Below are 19,251 nucleotides of genomic sequence, written 5' to 3' on the forward strand. Positions count from 1 at the left end.
ATGACCGACAAGAAAGCCGTGGTGCTGCTCTCCGGTGGCCTGGATTCGGCCACCATCCTGGCCCAGGCCAAGGCGGCCGGCTTCGCCTGCTACAGCATGAGTTTCGATTATGGCCAGCGTCACCGTGCCGAGCTGCAGGCGGCCGAGCGGGTGGCGCGCCAGCTCGGCGTGGTCGAGCACAAGGTGATCGGCCTCAACCTCAACGGCATCGGCGGCTCGGCCCTGACCGACAGCTCCATCGCCGTGCCGGAGAGTCCGACCGAGGGCATCCCGATTACCTACGTGCCGGCGCGCAACACGGTGTTCCTGGCCCTGGCGCTGGGCTGGGCCGAGGTGCTGGGTGCCCACGACATCTTCATCGGCGTGAATGCGGTGGATTACTCCGGCTACCCGGATTGCCGTCCCGAATTCATCGCCGCCTTCGAGCGGGTGGCCAACCTGGCGACCCGCGAGGGCGTGGAGGGCAGCGGTTTCCGCATCCAGGCGCCGCTGCAGAACCTGTCCAAGGCGCAGATCGTGCAGATCGGCTTGCAGCATGGCGTCGACTACGGTCTGACCGTGTCCTGCTACCAGGCCGATGATGATGGTCGTGCCTGCGGCAAGTGCGACAGCTGCCGCCTGCGCGCGGCGGGCTTCGCCGCGGCCGGCGTGGCCGACCCGACCCGCTACGCGTAAGTTTTTTTCGTGGAGTGTTGATTTCCTGAATCAAATCAGTATCATGCGCACCGCGTTGGGTCGTTAGCTCAGTCGGTAGAGCAGTTGGCTTTTAACCAATTGGTCGTAGGTTCGAATCCTACACGACCCACCATATCGCTAAAGCCAGTCATCAGACTGGCTTTTTTTATGCCCGCAAAAGATGCCGACAGAGGCGCTAGAGGGGCCGGTGGTATACTGGCCATTCGCGTACAGCGCTCGCAGGTTTCATGACATGACCCAGATTTCCGAACGCCTGCTGGTTCAGGCCCACCTCGCCGCCAAGCAGCCCAAGCCGCTGACCGCCGAGGAGGAGGCCTTCTACCGCAGCGAGATCGCCGCCGAGCTGAAGAAGCAGAATGCCGTGCTGGTGGCCCACTATTACTGCGATCCGGTGATCCAGGCCCTGGCCGAGGAAACCGGTGGCTGCGTGTCCGACTCCCTGGAGATGGCCCGTTTCGGCAACCAGCATGCGGCGCAGACCGTGGTGGTGGCCGGGGTCAAGTTCATGGGCGAGACGGCCAAGATCCTCAATCCGGAGAAGCGCGTGCTGATGCCGACCCTGGAGGCCACCTGTTCGCTCGATCTGGGTTGCCCGGTGGACGAGTTCTCGGCTTTCTGCGACCAGCACCCGGACCGCACCGTGGTGGTCTATGCCAACACTTCGGCGGCGGTGAAGGCGCGCGCCGACTGGGTGGTGACCTCCAGCTGCGCGCTGGAGATCGTCGAGAGCCTGATGGACAACGGCGAGAAGATCCTCTGGGCGCCGGACCAGCATCTGGGGCGCTACATCCAGCGCGAGACCGGTGCCGACATGCTGCTGTGGGACGGTGCCTGCATCGTCCACGAGGAGTTCAAGGCCAAGCAACTGGAAGACATGAAGGCGCTGTATCCGGAGGCCGCCGTGCTGGTGCACCCGGAGTCGCCCGAGGCGGTGATCGAACTGGCCGACGCAGTGGGCTCCACCAGCCAGCTGATCAAGGCGGCGCAGACCCTGCCGAACAAGACCTTCATCGTCGCCACCGACCGCGGCATCTTCTACAAGATGCAGCAGCTGTGCCCGGACAAGGTCTTCGTCGAGGCGCCCACGGCCGGCAACGGCGCCGCCTGCCGCAGCTGCGCGCACTGCCCGTGGATGGCGATGAATACCCTGCAGCGCACCCTGCAGTGCCTGCGTGAGGGCAGCAACGAGATCCTCGTGGAGCCGGCGCTGATTCCGCGCGCGGTCAAGCCGCTCAAGCGCATGCTGGATTTCACCCAGGCGGCGCGGCTGAAGCTGGCCGGCAACGCCTGACTATCCAGCACGCAGAAAAAAGCCCGGCCAGTGCCGGGCTTTTTCATGGCTGGGTTCAGCGCAGCATCTTGTCGATGGCGCGCTGCTCCTCCTGGAGTTCCTGCTGGCGTGCATCGATGCGCGAGGCCAGGGGGAAGTTGCTGCTGGCCCTGCGCTTGGCCAGGTCGAGCTGCTCCAGAGCCTGGTCGTAATCACCGACCAGGGCGAAGAACTCGGCGCGCGCCTGGTGCAGGCCGATGATATTGCCGGTCTGGCCGCGCACTTCGGCGACCTGATACCAGATGTCCGGGTCGTTGCCGCGCTGCTTGAGCAGTTCGTCGAGGGCGACCTCGGCGTCCTTGTGCCGGTTCTGCTTGAGCAGCAGGTCGATGCGCGCCTGCTCCAGCGGGTAGTTCTCGGGATACAGGCCGCGCAGGCGCTCGATGCGCTGGCCGGCCTCGGTCGTACGGTTGGCGGCGACATCCAGCTCGATCATTGCCAGGTTGTAGTGCAGGTCGTTGGGCGCCTTGAGCAGCAGTGCATTGAGTTCGCTGCGTGCCTCGTCGAGCCGGCCGCCCTTGATCTGCGCGATGGCTAGGCCGTAGCGCGCGGCGTCCAGCTGCTGGTTGCTGTCGAGCATGGCGCGGAAGCGTTTGGCGGCAATGCCCGGGGTTTCTTCGAAGATCAGCTGTACGCGGGCGCGCATCAGCTGGTACTCCAGGCTGTCCGAGCGGCCCTGGGCGGGGAATTGTTCGGCGCGGTTGCGGGTGTCGGCCACGCGCGACTCGGTCACCGGGTGGGTGAGCAGGAACTCCGGCGGCTTCGAATCGTAGCGGTACTGACGCATCAGGCGCTCGAACATGCTCGGCATGGCGCGTGGATCGTAGCCGGCACGCTCCAGGTTAAGCAGGCCGATGCGGTCGGCCTCCTGCTCGTTCTGCCGGGAGAAGCGCCGCTGTTCCTGAATGGCGGCAGCCTGGGCGCCCATGATGGTGGCGATGCCGGCATCGCCGGCGCCAGCGGCGGCGGCGACTATGCCGGCGAGCATGGCAGCCATCACCGGTACCTGCATGCGCTTCTGCGCTTCGACCCCGCGGGCGAAGTGGCGCTGCGACAGGTGCGCCAGTTCGTGGGCCATCACCGAGGCGTACTCGGCTTCGGTCTGGGCGTGCAGCAGCAGGCCGCCGTTGACCCCGACTATTCCGCCGGGGGCGGCGAAGGCGTTGATCTGCGGGCTGTTGAGCAGGACGAACTCCAGGCGCCGATCCTCCAGCTGGCTGGTTTCGGCCAGGCGATAGACGCTGCTTTCCACGTAGTCCTTGAGTTGCGGGTCGGACAGCTGGTCGATCTGACCACGCAGGATGCTCAGCCAGGCGCGGCCGAGACGATGTTCCTGTTCGGGCGAGAAGATCGAGGAGCTGGCGTCGCCCAGCGAAGGCAGGTCGCTGGCGCCGACGGGCAGGGCGAGGCAGGCGAGGGCGAGCAGTGTGGGGCGCAGAAGATTCATGCACGAGGCTCTGGCGTGGGCAAAGCCGTTACTCTAGCCGGCCAGGCCGGCCGCTGGCCAGGGTTGTGCGGTATCCTTGCCGGCCTGCGAGGAGATGCCCATGACCGAGATGCCCACCTGCGATGCCGAACTGGATGCCAGTGGCCTGAACTGCCCGCTGCCCCTGCTCAAGGCCAAGCTGGAGCTCAATCGCCTGCCCAGCGGCGCGGTGCTCAAGGTGATCGCTACCGATGCCGGCTCGCAGCGCGATTTCCGCGCCTTCGCCCGCCTGGCCGGGCACGCCCTGCTGCGCGAGGAAGAGGAAGACGGCGTGTTCCGCTACTGGTTGCAGAAGGCCTGATGGTGCTGCAATGAACAAGGGCCGCGTTTGCGGCCTTTGTCGTCATCCCTGGTGCAGCGCCTGCGCGGCTGCCAGCACCTCGTCCACGTGCCCCGGCACCTTCACGCCACGCCATTCGCGGCGCAGCACGCCCTCAGCGTCGATCAGGAAGGTGCTGCGGTCGATCCCCAGGTATTCCTTGCCGTACAGCTTCTTCGGCTTGATCACGTCGAACAGCTGGCAGAGCGCCTCGTCCTTGTCGCTGATCAGCTCGAAGGGGAAATCCTGCTTGCACTTGAAGTTCTCGTGGGACTTCATGCCATCGCGCGAGACGCCGAAGATCACCGTGTTGGCGGCCTGGAAGGCGGCATGCTGGTCGCGGAAGCCCTGGCCCTCGGTGGTGCAGCCCGGGGTGCTGTCCTTGGGATAGAAATAGATCACCACCTGGCGGCCCTTGAGCGCGCTCAGGGAGACCTGCTGGCCGCTGGTGGCGGCGGCGCTGAAGTCGGCGACGGGGTGGTCGAGGGAGACGGCCATCGTTAGCTCCTTACGGGTTCTGCGGGCGCCAGGGTTCGATCAGGGCGTCCAGGTTGAGAGCGTCGGCGAAGTCGAGGAACTGGTCGCGCAGCCAGCTGATCTGCGTGCCCGGCGGCAGGGTCACGGTCAGGGTGGCGTTGAGCAGGGTGCCGCCGGTCTGCGGTGCCTGGTAGGTGTCGCAGGTGATGTTCTCCAGCTCGACGCGGTGGTCGCTGAAGAACTGGCACAGCTCGTTGAGGATGTCCGGGCGGTAGGCGCAGCTGACGTAGGCGACGTAGGGCAGGGCGTTGGGGCGCACGTCGAGGGCGCCGCTACGCACCATGTTGACGTTGAAGTCGTGGCGCTTGGCCAGTGCTGGCAGGGCGCCTTCCAGGCGGGCCAGGGCATCCCAGCTACCGCTGACCTGCAGCACCAGGGCGCTGTATTCGCCGTGGCGGGTCAGGCGGCTGCTGACGACACCACAGCGGTTCTCCTGGCTGGCCCGGCAGAGCACGCTGGTCAGCTCCATGGGGTTGGCGCCGAGGGCACTGATGACGAGGAATTGTTCGCGAACCTGGGGGGTGGACATGCAGCTTTCCTGAAACGATGGGCGCCCGGCGCAATGGGGCGCCAAACAAAGGAGGAAGGGTAGCGAAAAGCGCCGCTCAGGGGAATGCTGCGGCGGTTGTGCAACACCGGAGCCGCCAGTACCATTACGGCTCTCTTTTTCCGGCAGGAGCGGTTGCATGATTTCGGGCAGTATGGTGGCACTGGTCACGCCCATGGACGCACAAGGCGGTCTGGACTGGGACGCCCTGAGCAAACTGGTCGACTTCCACCTGCAGGAAGGCACCAACGCCATTGTCGCCGTCGGCACCACCGGCGAGTCCGCCACCCTGGATGTCCACGAGCACGTGGAAGTCATCCGCCGCGTGGTCGACCAGGTGGCCGGGCGCATCCCGGTGATCGCCGGTACCGGCGCCAACAGCACCCGCGAAGCCGTCGAGCTGACCCAGAATGCCAAGAGCGTCGGCGCCGACGCCTGCCTGCTGGTCACCCCCTACTACAACAAGCCGACCCAGGAAGGCCTGTACCAGCACTTCCGCCACATCGCCGAGGCGGTGGCGATTCCGCAGATCCTCTACAACGTGCCGGGCCGCACCGCCTGCGACATGCTGCCGGAAACCGTCGAGCGCCTGGCCAAGGTGGCCAACATCATCGGCATCAAGGAAGCCACCGGCGACCTGCAGCGCGGCCAGGACATCCTCGACCGCGTCAGCGCCGACTTCCTGGTCTATTCCGGTGACGATGCCACCGCCGTCGAGCTGATGCTGATGGGCGGCAAGGGCAACATCTCGGTGACCGCCAACGTCGCGCCGCGCGCCATGGCCGAGTTGTGCGCCGCCGCCATGCGCGGCGATGCCGATACCGCCCGCGCCATCAACGAGCGCCTGATGCCGCTGCACAAGAACCTGTTCATCGAATCCAACCCGATCCCGGTGAAGTGGGCCCTGCACGAGATGGGCATGATGCAGGACGGCATCCGCCTGCCGCTGACCTGGCTCAGCCCGCGCTGTCACGAACCGCTGCGTCAGGCCATGCGCCAGTCCGGCGTCCTGGCTTAATTGAGGAAGCATTACGCATGAAGCGACTGGCTGGACTCTCCGCCCTTGCCCTGATCATCTCCAGCACCAGCGGCTGCGGCTGGCTGTGGGGCGACGAAGGCTACTTCCGTGACCGCTCCACCGACTACCTGGACGCGCGTCAGACCGCGGCCATGCAGATGCCGGCCAATGTCGACGCCAAGCGCATCGACCCGCTGTTGCCGGTGCCCGCGCACATCGCCACCAGCACCGCCACTCCGCAGGAGTTCGAAGTGCCGCGCCCGCAGGCCATCGGCATGAGCGGCGCGGCGGCCAGCGAATTCAGCCTGCAGAAGAGCGGCGACTCGCGCTGGCTGGTGGCCCAGCGCAGCCCGGCGGAAGTCTGGCCGGTGGCCCGCGCCTACTTCGAGAACAACGGCTTCCGCATCGCCGAGGAACGTCCGCAGACCGGCGAGTTCGTTACCGAGTGGCAGACTCCGGCCGAGCTGGCCCCGTCCATGGGGCGTCGCGTCGGCAGCCTGCTGTCCGACAGCGACAATCAGGTGCGCGCCCGTGTGCGCATCGAACCGGGCGTGGTGCGTGGTACCAGCGAGGTGTTCGTCGCCAGCGTCGAGCGCGAAGAGGGCAGTAGTGCCGACGTGGCCTTCCCGGCGCGCACCGGCATCGCCAGCCTCGAGGCCTCGCTGCTCGATGGCATGCTCGACGACCTGAGCAGCACCGCCGAGCACGGCTCCGTCTCTCTGCTGGCCGCGCGCAACTACGATGCGCCGAGCCGTGTCAGCCTGACCCAGGACGGTGCCGGCAACCCGGTGCTCAACCTCAGCACCGACTTCGATCGCGCCTGGTCCAGTGTCGGTCGCGCCCTGGAGCTGGCCGACGTGCGCGTCGATGACATCAACCGCAGCCTCGGCGTGTACTACGTCAACCTGGCCGAGGGTGCCAAGAAGCCGGAAGAAGAGAAGGGCTTCATCAGCGGCCTGTTCGGCAGCGAGCCGACCAAGGAAGAGATCGACGCCCGCGCCGAGCGCTATCAGGTGCGCCTGACCAGCAATGCCGGCGGCGACGTGCAGGTCTCGGTGGAGAAGGACATCAACACCGTGGCACCGGAAGACGTGGCCCGCCGCGTGCTGACCCTGATCCAGGAAAACCTCGGCTGATCGGTGCCGGCCACGCGCCGGCCATGCAGCGAATCGATAGGCGAAACCCGGTGGGTTTCGCCTGTTTCGTTTGAACCAGGCGGAAAACTCGACATGACCACTCCCTCTACCCTGAGCCTGAAGAAGATCTACTCCGGCAAGGTCCGCGACCTCTACGAGATCGATGCCAAGCGCATGCTGATGGTCGCCAGCGATCGCCTGTCGGCCTTCGATGTCATCCTCGAGGAGCCGATCCCGGAGAAGGGCAAGATTCTCACCGCCATCTCCAATTTCTGGTTCGACAAGCTCAAGGACCTGGTGCCCAACCACTTCACCGGCGACCAGGTCGAGGACGTTGTGCCGGCCGCCGAGCTGCCGCTGGTGGCCGGCCGTGCGGTGGTTGCCAAGCGCCTCAAGCCGGTGCCCGTGGAGGCCATCGTGCGCGGCTACATCGTCGGCTCCGGCTGGAAGGAATACCAGAAGAGCGGTACCGTCTGCGGTATCCAGCTGCCGGCCGGACTGAAGGAGGCGGCCAAGCTGCCGCAACCGATCTTCACCCCCTCGACCAAGGCCGCCGTCGGCGACCACGACGAGAACATCAGCTTCGCCCAGTGCGAGGCCATCATCGGTGCCGAGCTGGCGGCCAAGGTGCGCGACACCGCCATCGCCCTGTACAGTGCGGCGGTCGAGTACGCGGCCACCCGCGGCATCATCATCGCCGACACCAAGTTCGAGTTCGGCCTGGACGAGGACGGCACCCTGACCCTGATGGACGAGGCGCTGACCCCGGACTCCAGCCGCTTCTGGCCGGCCGACAGCTACGCCGAAGGCAGCAATCCGCCGAGCTTCGACAAGCAGTTCGTGCGTGACTGGCTGGAATCCACTGGCTGGAACAAGCAGCCGCCGGCCCCGGCCGTGCCGGCCGACGTCGCGCAGAAGACCGCCGACAAGTACCGCGAGGCGCTGACCCGCCTGACCCAGTGAGGCGTGGGCGCGTGAAGGAAGGGTAGCCTTGGCTCCCCTTTTTCATACGCACGGCGCAAGCGCCTGATCGGCCAAGAAAAATTGCTGGACTAAAGGCCCTCAGCTGGTATCATGCGCACCGCTTTGGGAAGATGCCGGAGTGGTCGAACGGGACGGATTCGAAATCCGTTGTGTCAGCAATGGCACCTAGGGTTCAAATCCCTATCTTCCCGCCATACTCAAAGCCTAAGCCCCTGAAATTCTTAGAGTTTCGGGGGCTTTTGCTTTTTGGCGCTTGCGACTGTCGATAAAGTGTCGAACTCCCTAGCACACGAAATACTGACGCGATAACCTCCCGAACAGTCGTCCACTGAAGTGGATCAATGCTCACAAGGGAGAGACAGATGGAAGTCGACTGGAACAGTGCTTTTTGGTGGTTAATGGGCGTTGCTGTTACGTGGATCGTTTTTATTCTGCAGGGCAGAAAAAAGAAGGCAATCCGACAAAGGCTCAGAGAGCTTGATCTGCACCTTGAATACGTAAACCGCCTAAAGGGCTCTCAAGAGTATTTATTCGGCATTGCATTCTTTGCCCTATTCATGGTGCTTTTTTTCATTTCTGTAGGGCTCATGCTTCCGGCTCTCGGCGAGTACCTGCTATCGATTCTGCCTTTTCCTCTGATTGCCAAGCTTTGCAACGCACTCTCAATGATGTCTTTCATGTTGGCGACAATAGTTGCGTTCACAGAAGCCCTGGCGTTTAGGGACTTCTCCAACATTGAGAGAACACAGCAACGCATAGAGAAAAAGCGTGCAAAGCTGCAGGAAGATCTCAACAACGCGTAATCGATTCTGCTTCATGCCACCAGATTGAGGGGCCAAATTTGGTGGCGTCCTGCAGGTGATCCGGCGCTAAGTGCGCATAGCGCATAGTCATTGCCAGCGACGTGTGCCCTAGGATTTTCTGCAGGGTCAGGATGTTGCCGCCGTTCATGATGAAATGGCTGGCGAAGGTGTGTCGGAGCACATGCGAGGACTGACCGGCAGGAACCGGTAAGCCGGATGCCCCCAGGGTCTTGTCGAAGCTGTTGATGCAGTTCGAGAAGGGGCCGTGCTGTTTGAAGTGGCGCTGAATCATCACCTCCAGCTCCTGGGCAATTGGTATCGACCGGGTGCGCTTGCCCTTGGTATTCGCGAACGTCACCAGCTGATTGCGTACCCGCTCGGGTGTGAGTGCCTGAGCTTCTCCCCAGCGCGCTCCAGTCGCCAAACAGATGGCCGCGATCATTGCGACGTGAGGCGTCTTGCAACGCTTGTGGATGGCCTCAAACAAAACCTTGATCTGGTCATTGGTCAGGTAGGTCAGCTCCTTTTCCTGAAGGCGTAGCGGGCGAACCCGTGCGAGTGGATTGGGGTAGTCGATTTCCCCGAGCTGCTGCAGCACGTTGAAGACAGACCGTAGGTAGCCGAGCCTGTTGTTTAGGGTTTTCGGATTGGCGCCGGCTTTGAGTGCTTGGGTGCGATACTCGGCGTATTCATTGCCGGTCATCTTGATGGCTACCGGGTCGCCCAGGGTCTTAGCCAGCTCATCCAGTAAGCGCCGGCGTGCTTCACCATCCGCCAGGGTGTAGGCGTGCAGGGTGGCCCAGCGGTCGATCAGCTCAGAGAGACGGCGCTTGTCCTTGGGCTTGGGGGACCAATCCGGGGTGTCGATGACCTTGGCCCTGCAGGTAGCTTCGAAGCGCAGCGCCTCAGCCTTGGTTTTGACCGTCTTGCGGAAGCGCTTGCCCTTGATGGGCTCTACATCGACCTTCCAGCGTCCGTTGGGTAGTTGCTCGATTGCCATCAGACAGCCCGCCCCCAGCGCACATGCCGCTCTTCGAGCAGGTTCTTGATGTGCTTGTAGATGTCGAACTCGGTCAGGTCCTTGGCGGCGTAGTGGTCGCGGATGACCGGCCAGCATTCCCATTCTTTCAGCCGGTCAAACGCCTTTTTTGCGCCCACCCGTTCCCTTGCCAGCAAGCTGACGAAGTTTCCCAGAAACAGCTCGACATTCTTCCCGGAGAAGCCGCGAGCGGTCTTGTAATGGCGCTTGTAATGGGTGTCCTCAAGCAGCGAGTCGGCGGCGATATCGACACGCACATCGTCACGAATCAGCGTCCAGATCGGCTCATATCTGCCGGGGCGGGATTGCAGGCGGAACTGGGTTAGGCCATAGCGCCAGAGGCCGTCGAGGTGGCTGGAGAAGGCTGCGAAGGTGCGCGTGTCGATCAGGGCGCCGGTGCGCACGTCCACTGAGCCGCTGGCGAACTGCTGGATGATGGAGTGGTGATAGCGCAGTTCGATGCGCCACACGTCCTGGGCCGGGTTGTAGTTGTCCGGGTCACCCTCGTCGAAGCTGTCACGACGACGCCAGACGCCTTCCCAATAGTCGAGCTTGTCCATGGCCCTGGCTTGCTCGGTCTTGTTGTAGATGCAGAGCTGAATGCCACCGGCAGAGCCGAACATGGAGGTTTCCCCACGTCCGTAGACGCTGGCTTTCGTGGCCCAGGAAATCTCATTGATGCCCGATATGTCGCGGTGGGTGCGCGCGCGGCAGTGCATGCGCGCCATCAGGTCGGCAGGCGGTTGCCAGCCCTGCAGGTCCAACGCCAGATGCACCGCGCACTGGTTGGTTTCCACATGGGTGAGGACTTCGCGGGCGTAGTAGTCGAGACGGGCTTGCAGACGCTCGGGGCTCAGTGCGTCCAGGGCATGCGGAGAGACTTCGATTTTCAGGTGAGGGCCAATGACGTCGAGCTTGGTGTTGAAGTTCTTTACCAGCAGCACGAAGCCCAGATCGGCGTTCTGCAGCTTGTACTGGTAACCGGAGTCACGCCCGACGCGACCGGAGTGCCAGCGCTGGCCGGCGAAATCGACAATGGTTCCGGGCTTCTCGAACAGCGCCATGATCTCGGGGCGGATCAGCCCCCGGTACAGCTGGCGGACCGTATCGACGCCGCAGCGCAGCAGACGGACTTTCGAGAGGTCTGTGAGGATGGCGGTTTTATCATCGAAGAACAGTCGCCCGGTCGGGGACTCGTTAAACTCGTTATCGACTCGCAGTTGATCCTTAACGCTCATGCTGTTCGCTCCAAATAGCTACGAATTGAAACTCGGTTAATCGGTTTATCTGACGTGTTACAGGGACGTCCCGCGCGCGCTTTTGGCGCCGCGCTCGTACCTCGCCACGGCGCGCAAAAGCGCCCAGGAGAAGGCGCGGATCACCATAGGAAGCGCCCTTTCTCGAACGGCACACCCTGCACAAGGGTTCCTTTCTGGGGCTGACCTGGGGGCTGCGGGGCGGCCTCCTGCTGCTGTCCCTGGCGGGGTTCGGGCATCTGGTCACGTCCACTGCCCCGATCGGCGATCGCCGGATCGAAGTAGCCGTGCTCAACGGTGTTCTTGCAGAAGGAAAACGAGGTCTTGTGCCACGTACCCTGCTGGGTGAAGCACTCGCAGATATAGGCCCGGTCGCCGGCCCGCACGACCCGATAGCGCTTGCGGTTGCGCTCGATGTAGCCCTCGTCACGACTCATCACGCAGGACAGGCGCGGATAGGTCTTGGGCTTGGTTAGCTCGTCATAGATGGGCGCCGAGCTGGGGATATCGGGGATGCGCGGGGTGCGCAGGGCGAGGTATTTCTGAGGGCTGATCGGCTCTTTGTCGGTTGCGGCGCCGACCGGGTTTATCAGGGAGCCGACCTGGCCTTTGACCTGCTCGACCAGGCCCTTTTCCGCAGCGGGCGCGCTCGCTTCCAGCTGGGGTTGTTCCTTGCCCAGTTCATAGCGCTCATAGGCGCGGTAGACCATGAACACCGCGCCGAGGATCACCGCACCGGCCAGGAGGAACTTGGTCGGCAGCTTGGTCTGGAAGTGATGGCTGGCGTTGCTGCTGGTGTAGACGCTGAAGAACTTGCGATCCAGGCGAACGGTTTTCTTGTCGGCATCCTTGAAGCTGCTTTTGACCTCGACCTTCTCGATCACCGAGTCGGACTCGAAGCGCAGCAGCTGGGAGGACTTGAACACCCGCCAGTAGTGAATGTGGCCATTGCACAGGCGGCGTAGGTGCACGTCGATATAGCGCGGGTCCTGGGTGACGAGGTGGACCTCATGGCCCTGATGGCGCATGGTCTCGAAGCGGCTGATGTGCTCCGGTGGCCGGCCTCGGGTATCGCGGGCACCGAACCAGCCCTGGGCCTCATCCACGACAATGATCGAGTCTTGCGGCAGCTGGAACCACAGCTCGGGATCTTCGAAGTGGAACCATGCCGCCCGCAGCAGTTCGGGCTTGAGGCCGTTGATGTTGTGGAAGTAGACCGGACGGCCCTCGTTGAACGCCTTTTCATCCACTTCGCGGATGGTGTTCAGCGTCTTGCCGTGGCCGGGCTTACCGGTGCGGATATAGAGCATGGGGCGGCCTCCTTATGCTTCGATGGAGGTGCCGCCCGGCTTGCGCCAGACCTGGGCACGACGGCGATCCTGGGCCTTGTTCAGACCGGCGATCACCAGCCGCGTAGTCACCGCGGCGAGGAAGATGTTGATGGCTACATCGATCTTGGCAAGCCCGAGAATCTGCTGGATGACCAGGGTGCTGGAGCCCATGCGGCTGACGACGTAGCTGGTGACCTGTTCGAGCAAGACGTTGTAGCCGACATAGGACACGAAGCCGATGCCGATCAGGCGGAAAATGAAGTTGATGAGCGGCTGGACCATCATGAAGACCAGCTGAACGGCCCATAGCCAAATAGGCATCACTCACCTCCAGTAGCGCGGCCGACATACACGGCGAAGAAGACTGCAGCAGCCGCCACGATCAGATAGGACAGGTCGCTGGCGAACTGGCACAGCGGCTCATAGGTGAAGGAGAAGGTGCGGCCACCGGCCAAGCTCAGGTGAACGGTCTTGTCGGGCGGGCAGCTGCTGGGCAGGAAGCGAGTGCCCTCACTGAACATGTTGCCGAGGTTGATTTCCTCGTCTTGCTCAGCCTCGAAGTCGGGGTTGTCGAGGAAGTCGCCAATGTCGTCACGCTGATCGGGGAAGTAGGCCGACTCCTTCTCACGACAGTGGTGTTCCTTCTGGACGTCGAGCTGAGCGCAGGCGATGGCATCCCCCTCGCAAACAAGCACCTGTTCGCAACCCCAACCAGAGGCTGAGCCGCCGCCATCGCTGCCGGAGTCTCCACCGCCGGTGTCGCCACCATCACCAGGATCACCACCACCGGTATCGCCACCGCCTGTGTCACCGCCTCCGGTATCACCGCCGCCAGTGTCACCACCGTCGCCGGGATCACCGCCGCCCGTGTCGCCGCCATCGCCAGGATCACCACCGCCAGAGCAGCCCTCTGCATTAGGGTCGGCTCCGCAGGGATCAGGTGGAGAAGAGCCCGGAGGAATATCGGGAGTAGCAGGATTGCCCCCACTGTTGCAGGCACTACCGTCGAGGGTATAGGTCAGGTTCGAATAGGCAATTTCAGCGGCAGGGTCGGCAGGGTCGGACTCTGCAAAAACATCGGAAGGCGCCGATGCATCGAGAATGCCCTGACAGCCAGAAAGGCAGTAGTTAAGCGGGTAAGGAAAACCAAAGTCCTGATAAGGGCGACTGTCGGTGTACTGGCGACCAAGAGGCCAAGAAAGGTTGTCGGTAGTGCCTGACTCGCAGGACGTGCGGACGATGTAGCAGAGAGAATCGCCGCAGTTGAAACCCTGGCCGGTGAAAACCTGGCCGTCGGAAGTGCGCTTGAAGTCAAAGAGACAGGGCTCTCGACCGGTCGCGCCACCATAACTAGCAAAAGCTCGGGTGATAGTGCCGTTAGTACGAGATGCCTGAGCAATGGGAATGGCCGCATCACATGCAGCCTGAGCCGTTGAGTAATACTCGCCGTTAGCTTCAAGTTGGAAGGTATAGGCAGCATAGGCGGGCTGGAGACTCAGTAGCAGAACCAGAAATAAGAGCCGGCGCATAGTCACACCCGCCCGAAAAACAGCGCCCACAGGGCGGCGATGGTGAGGATGAGAACGAACCATTCTTGAGACATGGCAGTGCTTCCAGCTGGATAAGAAAACCCCGCCGGAGCGGGGTTATTCTTGCCCGGCACGGGACGTGACGAGCAGGCTTACAGGGCGCGACGCATGTACTTGAAGGCCGCAGCGGCCACCAGTACGCCGAACACGGCCCAGCCGATGGTGCCGACGTCGGTGCCAGCGGTATCCAGAGCAGCGGTGGCCTCGGGCGGAACAGCGGCGTAAGCCTGCTGGATAGACAGGACACCAACAGCAGCAGCGGCGCCGAGGGTGCGTTTCAGGTTGTGCAGGTGTTGCTTCATGGGTGATACCTCATTGCTTGAGTACTTTTTTCAGGACGAGGAAGCCGAACACCAGGGCGAACAGGGTGATTGCTTCACCTTGCAGCTCGGCCACGTCATCCCAGGTCAGGGCAGTCCCGTAGAGGGCCTGCATTTCCTCCTGGGTGAGGCTGACCAGAGTTCCGGTGCAGATGGGTTCACCACCGGCACCGACGCTCCAGGCGCCCTCACACGCGAGGAAATTCACAGGGGGCTCCGGCAGCGCGGGCACGCCTGAATCAGTTGCCAGTCACGCGCCGGGGCGCAGGCGTGGCAGTGATTGCAGAAGATGCGCACCATCGGAGCCGCCCTCTAATCAGGACTTGGCGGCGTCAGCCGGTGCAGCCGGCTTGGCGGTCTGGGTCGGTTGCTGGGTCGGGCGCTGGGCCTGCTCGCGGGGCTTCACCGACTCGATGTGCAGGGCGAGATTCTTGCCCTTGTTCTGGCCGCCACGGTCCACCTCGAAGGTGATGCGGACCATTTCCAGCGGCTCGAAGTGAGCGCCAGCGGCGAACACCTCGTCGGCGTGGTCATCGGCCACTGCCATGCCGATGATGGAGAGGCCGTGCTCGGTCTTGCCGTCCGGCTCATCGCCGTAGAAGACCTTCACGTATTTCGCGCCTTCCATTTCGGTTTTCTGGGTGCCCAGGAATGCGACTTCCATAGTGGAACGTGCCATGTGTGTTACCTCGCTAGTGGTGCGCCTGATTGCGCGGTTTGCCTTTCAGCAGGCCGAGCGAGTCCACACGGGCGAACTTTTCAGTTTTTCGCCCGAGGGGTTTCTCGGTTTGCCGGGGTTTTACAACTCGGCCAATGCGCGGGCCGTTATCGCGTCAAACACCAAGGGCCACGGCCCTTGTCATCCCGTGTCGCCACCGTCGCCCGCGACTGGCGGGCCAGTCACGGACGCCGGAGGCGATGCAGTTGGCGGGGGATCGGTCGGGGCCGTGCAGGACTCGACCACCGAATGAATGGAGCGGGTCAGGCTGGATTCGAGCAGATCAGCCGTTTCGGTGAGTTGCCAGAGGCACAGGCCGGTGCCGAGGGTGATGCCGATAACGACCGGAATCGTCCACTCACCCAGCAGCCAGAACAGGTAACGGCCAAAGCTGACGGTCAGACTCATTAGCTCAGCCCTCCAGCTCGAACGGCTCCAGAATCGGCACGAAGGGCGTTGGATTGCCCGAGTCGTAGATAACGTTCCAGTACTTCGGGGGCCGGGGCGGTGGCGTGTGTTTCGCGCAGATAAAAGCCGGTGTCGCCCGCCAGATGCCATTTACCTTGGTAACTGACGCGGGGCGGCATTGGTCGCAGGGTATGGACTGGTAGGGAGCGGACGCCGGTACGCGACGGGACCAGCACACAGAGCAGTCGCAGTTGGCGGCGTGCGGTCGGTGCAGATAGCGGTCGAGAGTGTTCATGGCTCATGCCGTCCACTCCTGTTCCAGCAGCCAGGAGCGCAGCAGAGCGCTATTGACCATGCGCAGCTTGCCGAGCTTCACCGAGGGGAGAACGCCGCGATACACCCAGGCACGGGCAGTGCCGAAGCTGATGCCGTTGCGCTCAGCCCACTTCTCGATGGGTTCTACATCCTGTTGTGGCCCCGCGAGCTTGCCGGGCTCCAGCTCTTCCAGTTCCATGCTCGTTCCGTCACTATTCGTTGCAATAACACTTTACGTGTTGATGAATAATTTATCAGGCAGGCATATCGTACCTTTGATGAATTATTTATCAATAAATAATTCATCAATTATTAGAGCTTTTAGGAATGATCGAAGACCGCCTTAGAACCTTGGTGCGCCATCTGGGCGCCACAAGGCTGGCAGAGGCCACCGCGATCAAGGAGCGGCAGCGGTGGCAGACCGTTGCAACCAATAGGAAGGTAAAAGCCCGTATTGAAGATCTGGAAGAGCTACTGAAAGTCTTCCCACAGTACGAGCTGTGGCTTTGGAGGGGCGAGGTTGATCCAGCTAATGGACAGGTCTCGCCAGGTTATGAGCTGGCCGATTCAAACTTGCCAAATCAAAACGCGGGATAGCAATTACTAAAGAAGTAGCTAGACGCTGGTATCTCGATGGAGTGAGGCAGAAGCGATAAGGAGACTTTAAATTGAGAGATGTGCTAATTAATCAGCTTCTAGCGATTATCTCTGGTTATAGAGCTGGGCAGATTGCACCACTCGATGTGGCTCATGTAGAGCGCTGGTTGGCAAATTTTGATGAAGCTGTCCAGATTCCAGTATTAAACGAAATTGTCTACACATTAGGGCGAACCTATTATTCCTATGAAAGAGTTTGCGCGGAGCTTGTGCGCATACTTTCTCTGGATAGCCTTAACAGGCAATTTTGGCAGAATGTCTCTCTACTGGATATACAGCAAGGGGGAAATAGTCAACATGACATTGTGGGCATAGTAGCTCGGTTGGTCTTTGATAGAATGGGGCTGCGCCCGCAAATTAATGGCGCAAGTAATACTTATATTTACCTCGATGACGGTATATTTACTGGTAAGAGAGCGGAGCAGGATATAACTGCATGGGTAAACAATGCTGCTCCTGATGGTGCAACGTTATACGTTGTGGCTATTTGGGTGCATTCATATGGTTTGTTTGCTCTTAAAAATGCTTTGGATCGTGTTAATGCGGCATCAAATAAAAACATAGCGATCCGCTGGGTGCATGGCACTGTGGTTGAGGATCGGAAGGCATATACTTATTCGTCTGATGTGCTTCGACCGACCCGACCTCCGGCAGACGTAAACGTACAGAATTACATAGATCAAATGATATATGCTCCTGTATACCGTCAAGACGGAAGTGCTGGAGGCTTAGGCTTCTTTTCTTCATGCGCTGGTAGAGATGTTCTAGAACAGGAGTTTTTAAAGGCAGGGGCGTATATCCGTGCTGTTTGCCGAAATCTAGGGGTCAGGCAGCGGCCACTCGGCAATAGCGCTCTTGAAACACTTGGTTTTGGGGCGATGATGGTTACATATAGAAACTGCCCAAACAATGCTCCTCTGGCGCTATGGGTAGATGCGCCCTGGTATCCTCTCTTTCCACGAGAAACCAATGCCCAGGCTGCACATCGGCGTATGTTTGGTTTGGCCCCTTAAGGTTGCAATGTGAAAAAAATTGCGATTCGGACATATAGTCGAAAGGAGTGCGTGGTTTTTTTAAAAACCAACGAGGCATTTGGCGGTCTTTCGAATATGGCTGGTGGGTATCCACTGAATATTGCGGGGATTAGAATAAATACCTCGGAGGCACTTTATCAAGCTTGTCGCTTCCCTCATTTGCCAGATATTCAGCGTCTAATAATTAGCCAGTCAAGTCCGATGACTGCGAAGATGCGATCAAAGCCATATCGCGAACAAACGCGAGATGATTGGCTTAGAGTGCGAGTCAGAATAATGAAGTGGTGCCTTAGGGTTAAGCTAATGCAGAATTGGGCAGAATTTGGGAGTTTGCTTCTTTCCACCAATGGCCGGCCTATTGTTGAAGAATCTAGGAAGGATTCTTTTTGGGGGGCAATTTCTACCGACGAAGAGCATTTAAGCGGAGCCAATGTTCTTGGCAGGTTGCTAATGGAGCTTCGTGATGAAGTTGTTATGAATGGCGTAAATGCATTTAAGGTTCTGCCGCCGCCGGTAGTCGAGAATTTTAATTTAATGAATAACCCCATCTCAGAGATTTCCTTAGTAGAAGCCTCTATTGAGATGGGGGGGCTAACTCGACAAAGGGATATTTTTTAGGAGTCTTACTATTTTACAAGGTAAAGATTTGGCTTCTGTGTTTTCCTGAGTGGCGAAATGACTTCTTTTCCAAGGAGGTCCTCTAAAAATTCGATCTTAACATGCAGCGATTTAGCAATGCTCTCTGCATGTATTCCCTTTTTTTCCGCAAGCATTACGAGTGACCTAGATAGCATCTCTGGCGGTTCTTGTGGAACTAGGTGATCTTCTTTTTCTCTAGCCGCTTCGCCTTTCTTTAAAGTTATTATTCCGCTTTTATACTGGGCTTCGGATATTAGCTCTAGCTGCCTTGCCCTATATATTATTGCGGCCTTACTAACTTTCCACTTTAGCTTGAATTCTGACATTCCAATCCAGTCAAGGCGAGAGCCGTTTGGTTTTGGAAATAATTTGAACATCATTGATCTAGGCAGAAGGAATGAGCTTGCGAACCTGTTTGCTTGGCTTTCTGTAACTCTGTCACCTGTGACTATGCCTTCATGCATAACTAAGTGGCCTAGCTCATGTGCAATATCAAATCTTTGTCGGCAAGCGCTTTCTTTGGCTGTATTTCTGACAATAAAGGGACGTTCAACCGATACTGAAAGAGCATCAATTTCCTTCGAAAGACCCTCAAAGGTGGTCACGACTGCACCTAGATTTTCTACGAGTCTGGTCATGCTACCTACAGGCCCTAACCCTAGGCTCCATGCATTTCTGCAGTATTCCGCTGCTCGTTCAATGTCCTCTGTTGTTTGAATGTTGGGAAGGCTAGGAATATCGTTCTGAGGAAACTTAACTTCTTGCTCAAGAAGGCGAATAAGCGAGTCAATCATCTCGCCCCGAGCAATTGCTACTTGTTTGATCGTATTTTTCGTGGTCAGTAGCTTTCTGAAATGAAACTGATCTTCATTAAGTCTTCTTGATTTTGGTGCGAAAAAACCAACCTCTACATTTAATGAATCCGCAAGGTCTTGCATTAATTGTTCTGTAGGGGTGTTCTGATTTGTTTCAAGCTTGGAAATGTATTGGCGTGTTTTGCCAACCTTTTCCGCAACCTCTTCAAGAGCTAGCCCGCAAAAAATGCGGGCTAGTCTTAGGGATGCTCCGTCAAAATTGTTGCTCATTCTC

General features: G+C 60.1%; 25 protein-coding genes and 2 tRNA genes. 12 read left to right on the forward strand and 15 right to left on the reverse strand.

Annotation, left to right across the window (positions count from 1 at the left end):
• The 3 genes from queC to nadA all read left to right on the forward strand — a co-directional run bounded on the left by queC (position 1) and on the right by nadA (position 1,987).
• Positions 1–675 carry a 7-cyano-7-deazaguanine synthase QueC gene (queC, locus tag DMO17_RS06440; protein WP_110681674.1) on the forward strand — a complete coding sequence of 225 codons (675 nt, stop codon included), beginning with the start codon at positions 1–3 and terminating at the stop codon, positions 673–675.
• Positions 676–732: 57 nt separating this feature from the next.
• A tRNA-Lys gene (locus tag DMO17_RS06445) sits at positions 733–808 on the forward strand.
• 120 nt (positions 809–928) lie between these two features.
• Positions 929–1,987 (forward strand): quinolinate synthase NadA, encoded by a 1,059-nt coding sequence (gene nadA / locus DMO17_RS06450; RefSeq protein WP_110681675.1) that lies wholly within the window; start codon positions 929–931, stop codon positions 1,985–1,987.
• Between the two features lie 55 nt (positions 1,988–2,042).
• Here nadA and DMO17_RS06455 read toward each other — a convergent pair whose 3' ends face one another.
• Positions 2,043–3,473 carry a M48 family metalloprotease gene (locus tag DMO17_RS06455; protein WP_110681676.1) on the reverse strand — a complete coding sequence of 477 codons (1,431 nt, stop codon included), beginning with the start codon at positions 3,471–3,473 and terminating at the stop codon, positions 2,043–2,045.
• A 94-nt stretch (positions 3,474–3,567) separates the two neighbouring features.
• Here DMO17_RS06455 and DMO17_RS06460 point away from each other — a divergent pair, with 94 nt between their 5' ends.
• On the forward strand, positions 3,568–3,813 hold the full coding sequence (locus DMO17_RS06460) for a sulfurtransferase TusA family protein (protein WP_373387568.1): 246 nt from the start codon (positions 3,568–3,570) through the stop codon (positions 3,811–3,813).
• Between the two features lie 42 nt (positions 3,814–3,855).
• Here the strand turns inward: DMO17_RS06460 and DMO17_RS06465 are convergent, their stop codons facing one another.
• Both DMO17_RS06465 and DMO17_RS06470 read right to left on the reverse strand, forming a co-directional pair.
• On the reverse strand, positions 3,856–4,329 hold the full coding sequence (locus DMO17_RS06465; RefSeq protein WP_110681678.1) for a peroxiredoxin: 474 nt from the start codon (positions 4,327–4,329) through the stop codon (positions 3,856–3,858).
• A 10-nt stretch (positions 4,330–4,339) separates the two neighbouring features.
• Positions 4,340–4,897 (reverse strand): glycine cleavage system transcriptional repressor, encoded by a 558-nt coding sequence (locus DMO17_RS06470; RefSeq protein WP_110681679.1) that lies wholly within the window; start codon positions 4,895–4,897, stop codon positions 4,340–4,342.
• Between the two features lie 157 nt (positions 4,898–5,054).
• Between DMO17_RS06470 and dapA the strand changes: the two genes are divergently transcribed.
• From dapA to DMO17_RS06495, 5 genes are all read left to right on the forward strand, one after another.
• Positions 5,055–5,933 (forward strand): 4-hydroxy-tetrahydrodipicolinate synthase, encoded by an 879-nt coding sequence (dapA, locus tag DMO17_RS06475; protein ID WP_110681680.1) that lies wholly within the window; start codon positions 5,055–5,057, stop codon positions 5,931–5,933.
• A 17-nt stretch (positions 5,934–5,950) separates the two neighbouring features.
• Positions 5,951–7,069: an outer membrane protein assembly factor BamC gene (gene bamC / locus DMO17_RS06480; protein WP_110681681.1), complete on the forward strand. Its 1,119-nt coding sequence runs from the start codon at positions 5,951–5,953 to the stop codon at positions 7,067–7,069.
• A 93-nt stretch (positions 7,070–7,162) separates the two neighbouring features.
• A complete protein-coding gene (locus tag DMO17_RS06485) occupies positions 7,163–8,032 on the forward strand; it encodes a phosphoribosylaminoimidazolesuccinocarboxamide synthase (protein WP_110681682.1) in 870 nt (289 codons plus the stop codon).
• 125 nt (positions 8,033–8,157) lie between these two features.
• A tRNA-Ser gene (locus DMO17_RS06490) sits at positions 8,158–8,247 on the forward strand.
• Between the two features lie 168 nt (positions 8,248–8,415).
• Positions 8,416–8,856: a hypothetical protein gene (locus DMO17_RS06495; protein WP_110681683.1), complete on the forward strand. Its 441-nt coding sequence runs from the start codon at positions 8,416–8,418 to the stop codon at positions 8,854–8,856.
• On the opposite strand, the gene DMO17_RS06500 is transcribed toward DMO17_RS06495, so the two are convergent.
• From DMO17_RS06500 to DMO17_RS06550, 11 genes are all read right to left on the reverse strand, one after another.
• A complete protein-coding gene (locus DMO17_RS06500) occupies positions 8,843–9,856 on the reverse strand; it encodes a phage integrase (RefSeq protein WP_110681684.1) in 1,014 nt (337 codons plus the stop codon). The genes DMO17_RS06495 and DMO17_RS06500 overlap by 14 nt on opposite strands.
• On the reverse strand, positions 9,856–11,133 hold the full coding sequence (locus DMO17_RS06505) for a hypothetical protein (protein ID WP_110681685.1): 1,278 nt from the start codon (positions 11,131–11,133) through the stop codon (positions 9,856–9,858). Before DMO17_RS06505 ends, DMO17_RS06500 begins: the two co-directional genes overlap by 1 nt.
• Before the next feature lie 140 nt (positions 11,134–11,273).
• Positions 11,274–12,461, reverse strand: a complete 1,188-nt coding sequence (locus tag DMO17_RS06510; RefSeq protein ID WP_110681686.1) for a zonular occludens toxin domain-containing protein — start codon at positions 12,459–12,461, stop codon at positions 11,274–11,276.
• A gap of 12 nt (positions 12,462–12,473) precedes the next feature.
• Positions 12,474–12,803: a DUF2523 family protein gene (locus DMO17_RS06515; protein ID WP_110681687.1), complete on the reverse strand. Its 330-nt coding sequence runs from the start codon at positions 12,801–12,803 to the stop codon at positions 12,474–12,476.
• Positions 12,803–14,011 carry a virulence factor TspB C-terminal domain-related protein gene (locus DMO17_RS06520; RefSeq protein WP_110681688.1) on the reverse strand — a complete coding sequence of 403 codons (1,209 nt, stop codon included), beginning with the start codon at positions 14,009–14,011 and terminating at the stop codon, positions 12,803–12,805. The genes DMO17_RS06515 and DMO17_RS06520 overlap by 1 nt, the downstream gene beginning before the upstream one ends.
• Positions 14,012–14,163: 152 nt before the next feature.
• A complete protein-coding gene (locus DMO17_RS06525) occupies positions 14,164–14,373 on the reverse strand; it encodes a major capsid protein (protein WP_110681689.1) in 210 nt (69 codons plus the stop codon).
• A 10-nt stretch (positions 14,374–14,383) separates the two neighbouring features.
• Positions 14,384–14,599: a hypothetical protein gene (locus tag DMO17_RS06530; RefSeq protein WP_110681690.1), complete on the reverse strand. Its 216-nt coding sequence runs from the start codon at positions 14,597–14,599 to the stop codon at positions 14,384–14,386.
• A gap of 108 nt (positions 14,600–14,707) precedes the next feature.
• A complete protein-coding gene (locus DMO17_RS06535) occupies positions 14,708–15,070 on the reverse strand; it encodes a hypothetical protein (RefSeq protein ID WP_110681691.1) in 363 nt (120 codons plus the stop codon).
• 180 nt (positions 15,071–15,250) lie between these two features.
• Positions 15,251–15,517, reverse strand: coding sequence for a hypothetical protein (locus DMO17_RS06540; protein ID WP_110681692.1), 267 nt, complete (start codon positions 15,515–15,517; stop codon positions 15,251–15,253).
• Positions 15,518–15,521: 4 nt separating this feature from the next.
• Positions 15,522–15,812, reverse strand: coding sequence for a lysogeny maintenance protein PflM (pflM, locus tag DMO17_RS06545; RefSeq protein ID WP_110681693.1), 291 nt, complete (start codon positions 15,810–15,812; stop codon positions 15,522–15,524).
• A gap of 3 nt (positions 15,813–15,815) precedes the next feature.
• Positions 15,816–16,031, reverse strand: coding sequence for a DNA-binding protein (locus DMO17_RS06550; protein ID WP_110681694.1), 216 nt, complete (start codon positions 16,029–16,031; stop codon positions 15,816–15,818).
• A 128-nt stretch (positions 16,032–16,159) separates the two neighbouring features.
• Between DMO17_RS06550 and DMO17_RS06555 the strand changes: the two genes are divergently transcribed.
• The 3 genes from DMO17_RS06555 to DMO17_RS06560 all read left to right on the forward strand — a co-directional run bounded on the left by DMO17_RS06555 (position 16,160) and on the right by DMO17_RS06560 (position 18,141).
• Positions 16,160–16,429 (forward strand): DNA-binding protein, encoded by a 270-nt coding sequence (locus tag DMO17_RS06555; RefSeq protein ID WP_110681695.1) that lies wholly within the window; start codon positions 16,160–16,162, stop codon positions 16,427–16,429.
• A gap of 80 nt (positions 16,430–16,509) precedes the next feature.
• On the forward strand, positions 16,510–17,502 hold the full coding sequence (locus tag DMO17_RS19515) for a phosphoribosyltransferase-like protein (protein WP_463604184.1): 993 nt from the start codon (positions 16,510–16,512) through the stop codon (positions 17,500–17,502).
• A gap of 9 nt (positions 17,503–17,511) precedes the next feature.
• A complete protein-coding gene (locus DMO17_RS06560) occupies positions 17,512–18,141 on the forward strand; it encodes an NADAR family protein (protein ID WP_110681696.1) in 630 nt (209 codons plus the stop codon).
• Between the two features lie 8 nt (positions 18,142–18,149).
• Here DMO17_RS06560 and DMO17_RS06565 read toward each other — a convergent pair whose 3' ends face one another.
• Positions 18,150–19,247, reverse strand: a complete 1,098-nt coding sequence (locus DMO17_RS06565; protein ID WP_110681697.1) for a helix-turn-helix domain-containing protein — start codon at positions 19,245–19,247, stop codon at positions 18,150–18,152.
• Positions 19,248–19,251 lie beyond the last annotated feature (4 nt).

The organism is Aquipseudomonas alcaligenes (assembly GCF_003205495.1).
Classification (GTDB): domain Bacteria; phylum Pseudomonadota; class Gammaproteobacteria; order Pseudomonadales; family Pseudomonadaceae; genus Aquipseudomonas; species Aquipseudomonas alcaligenes_B.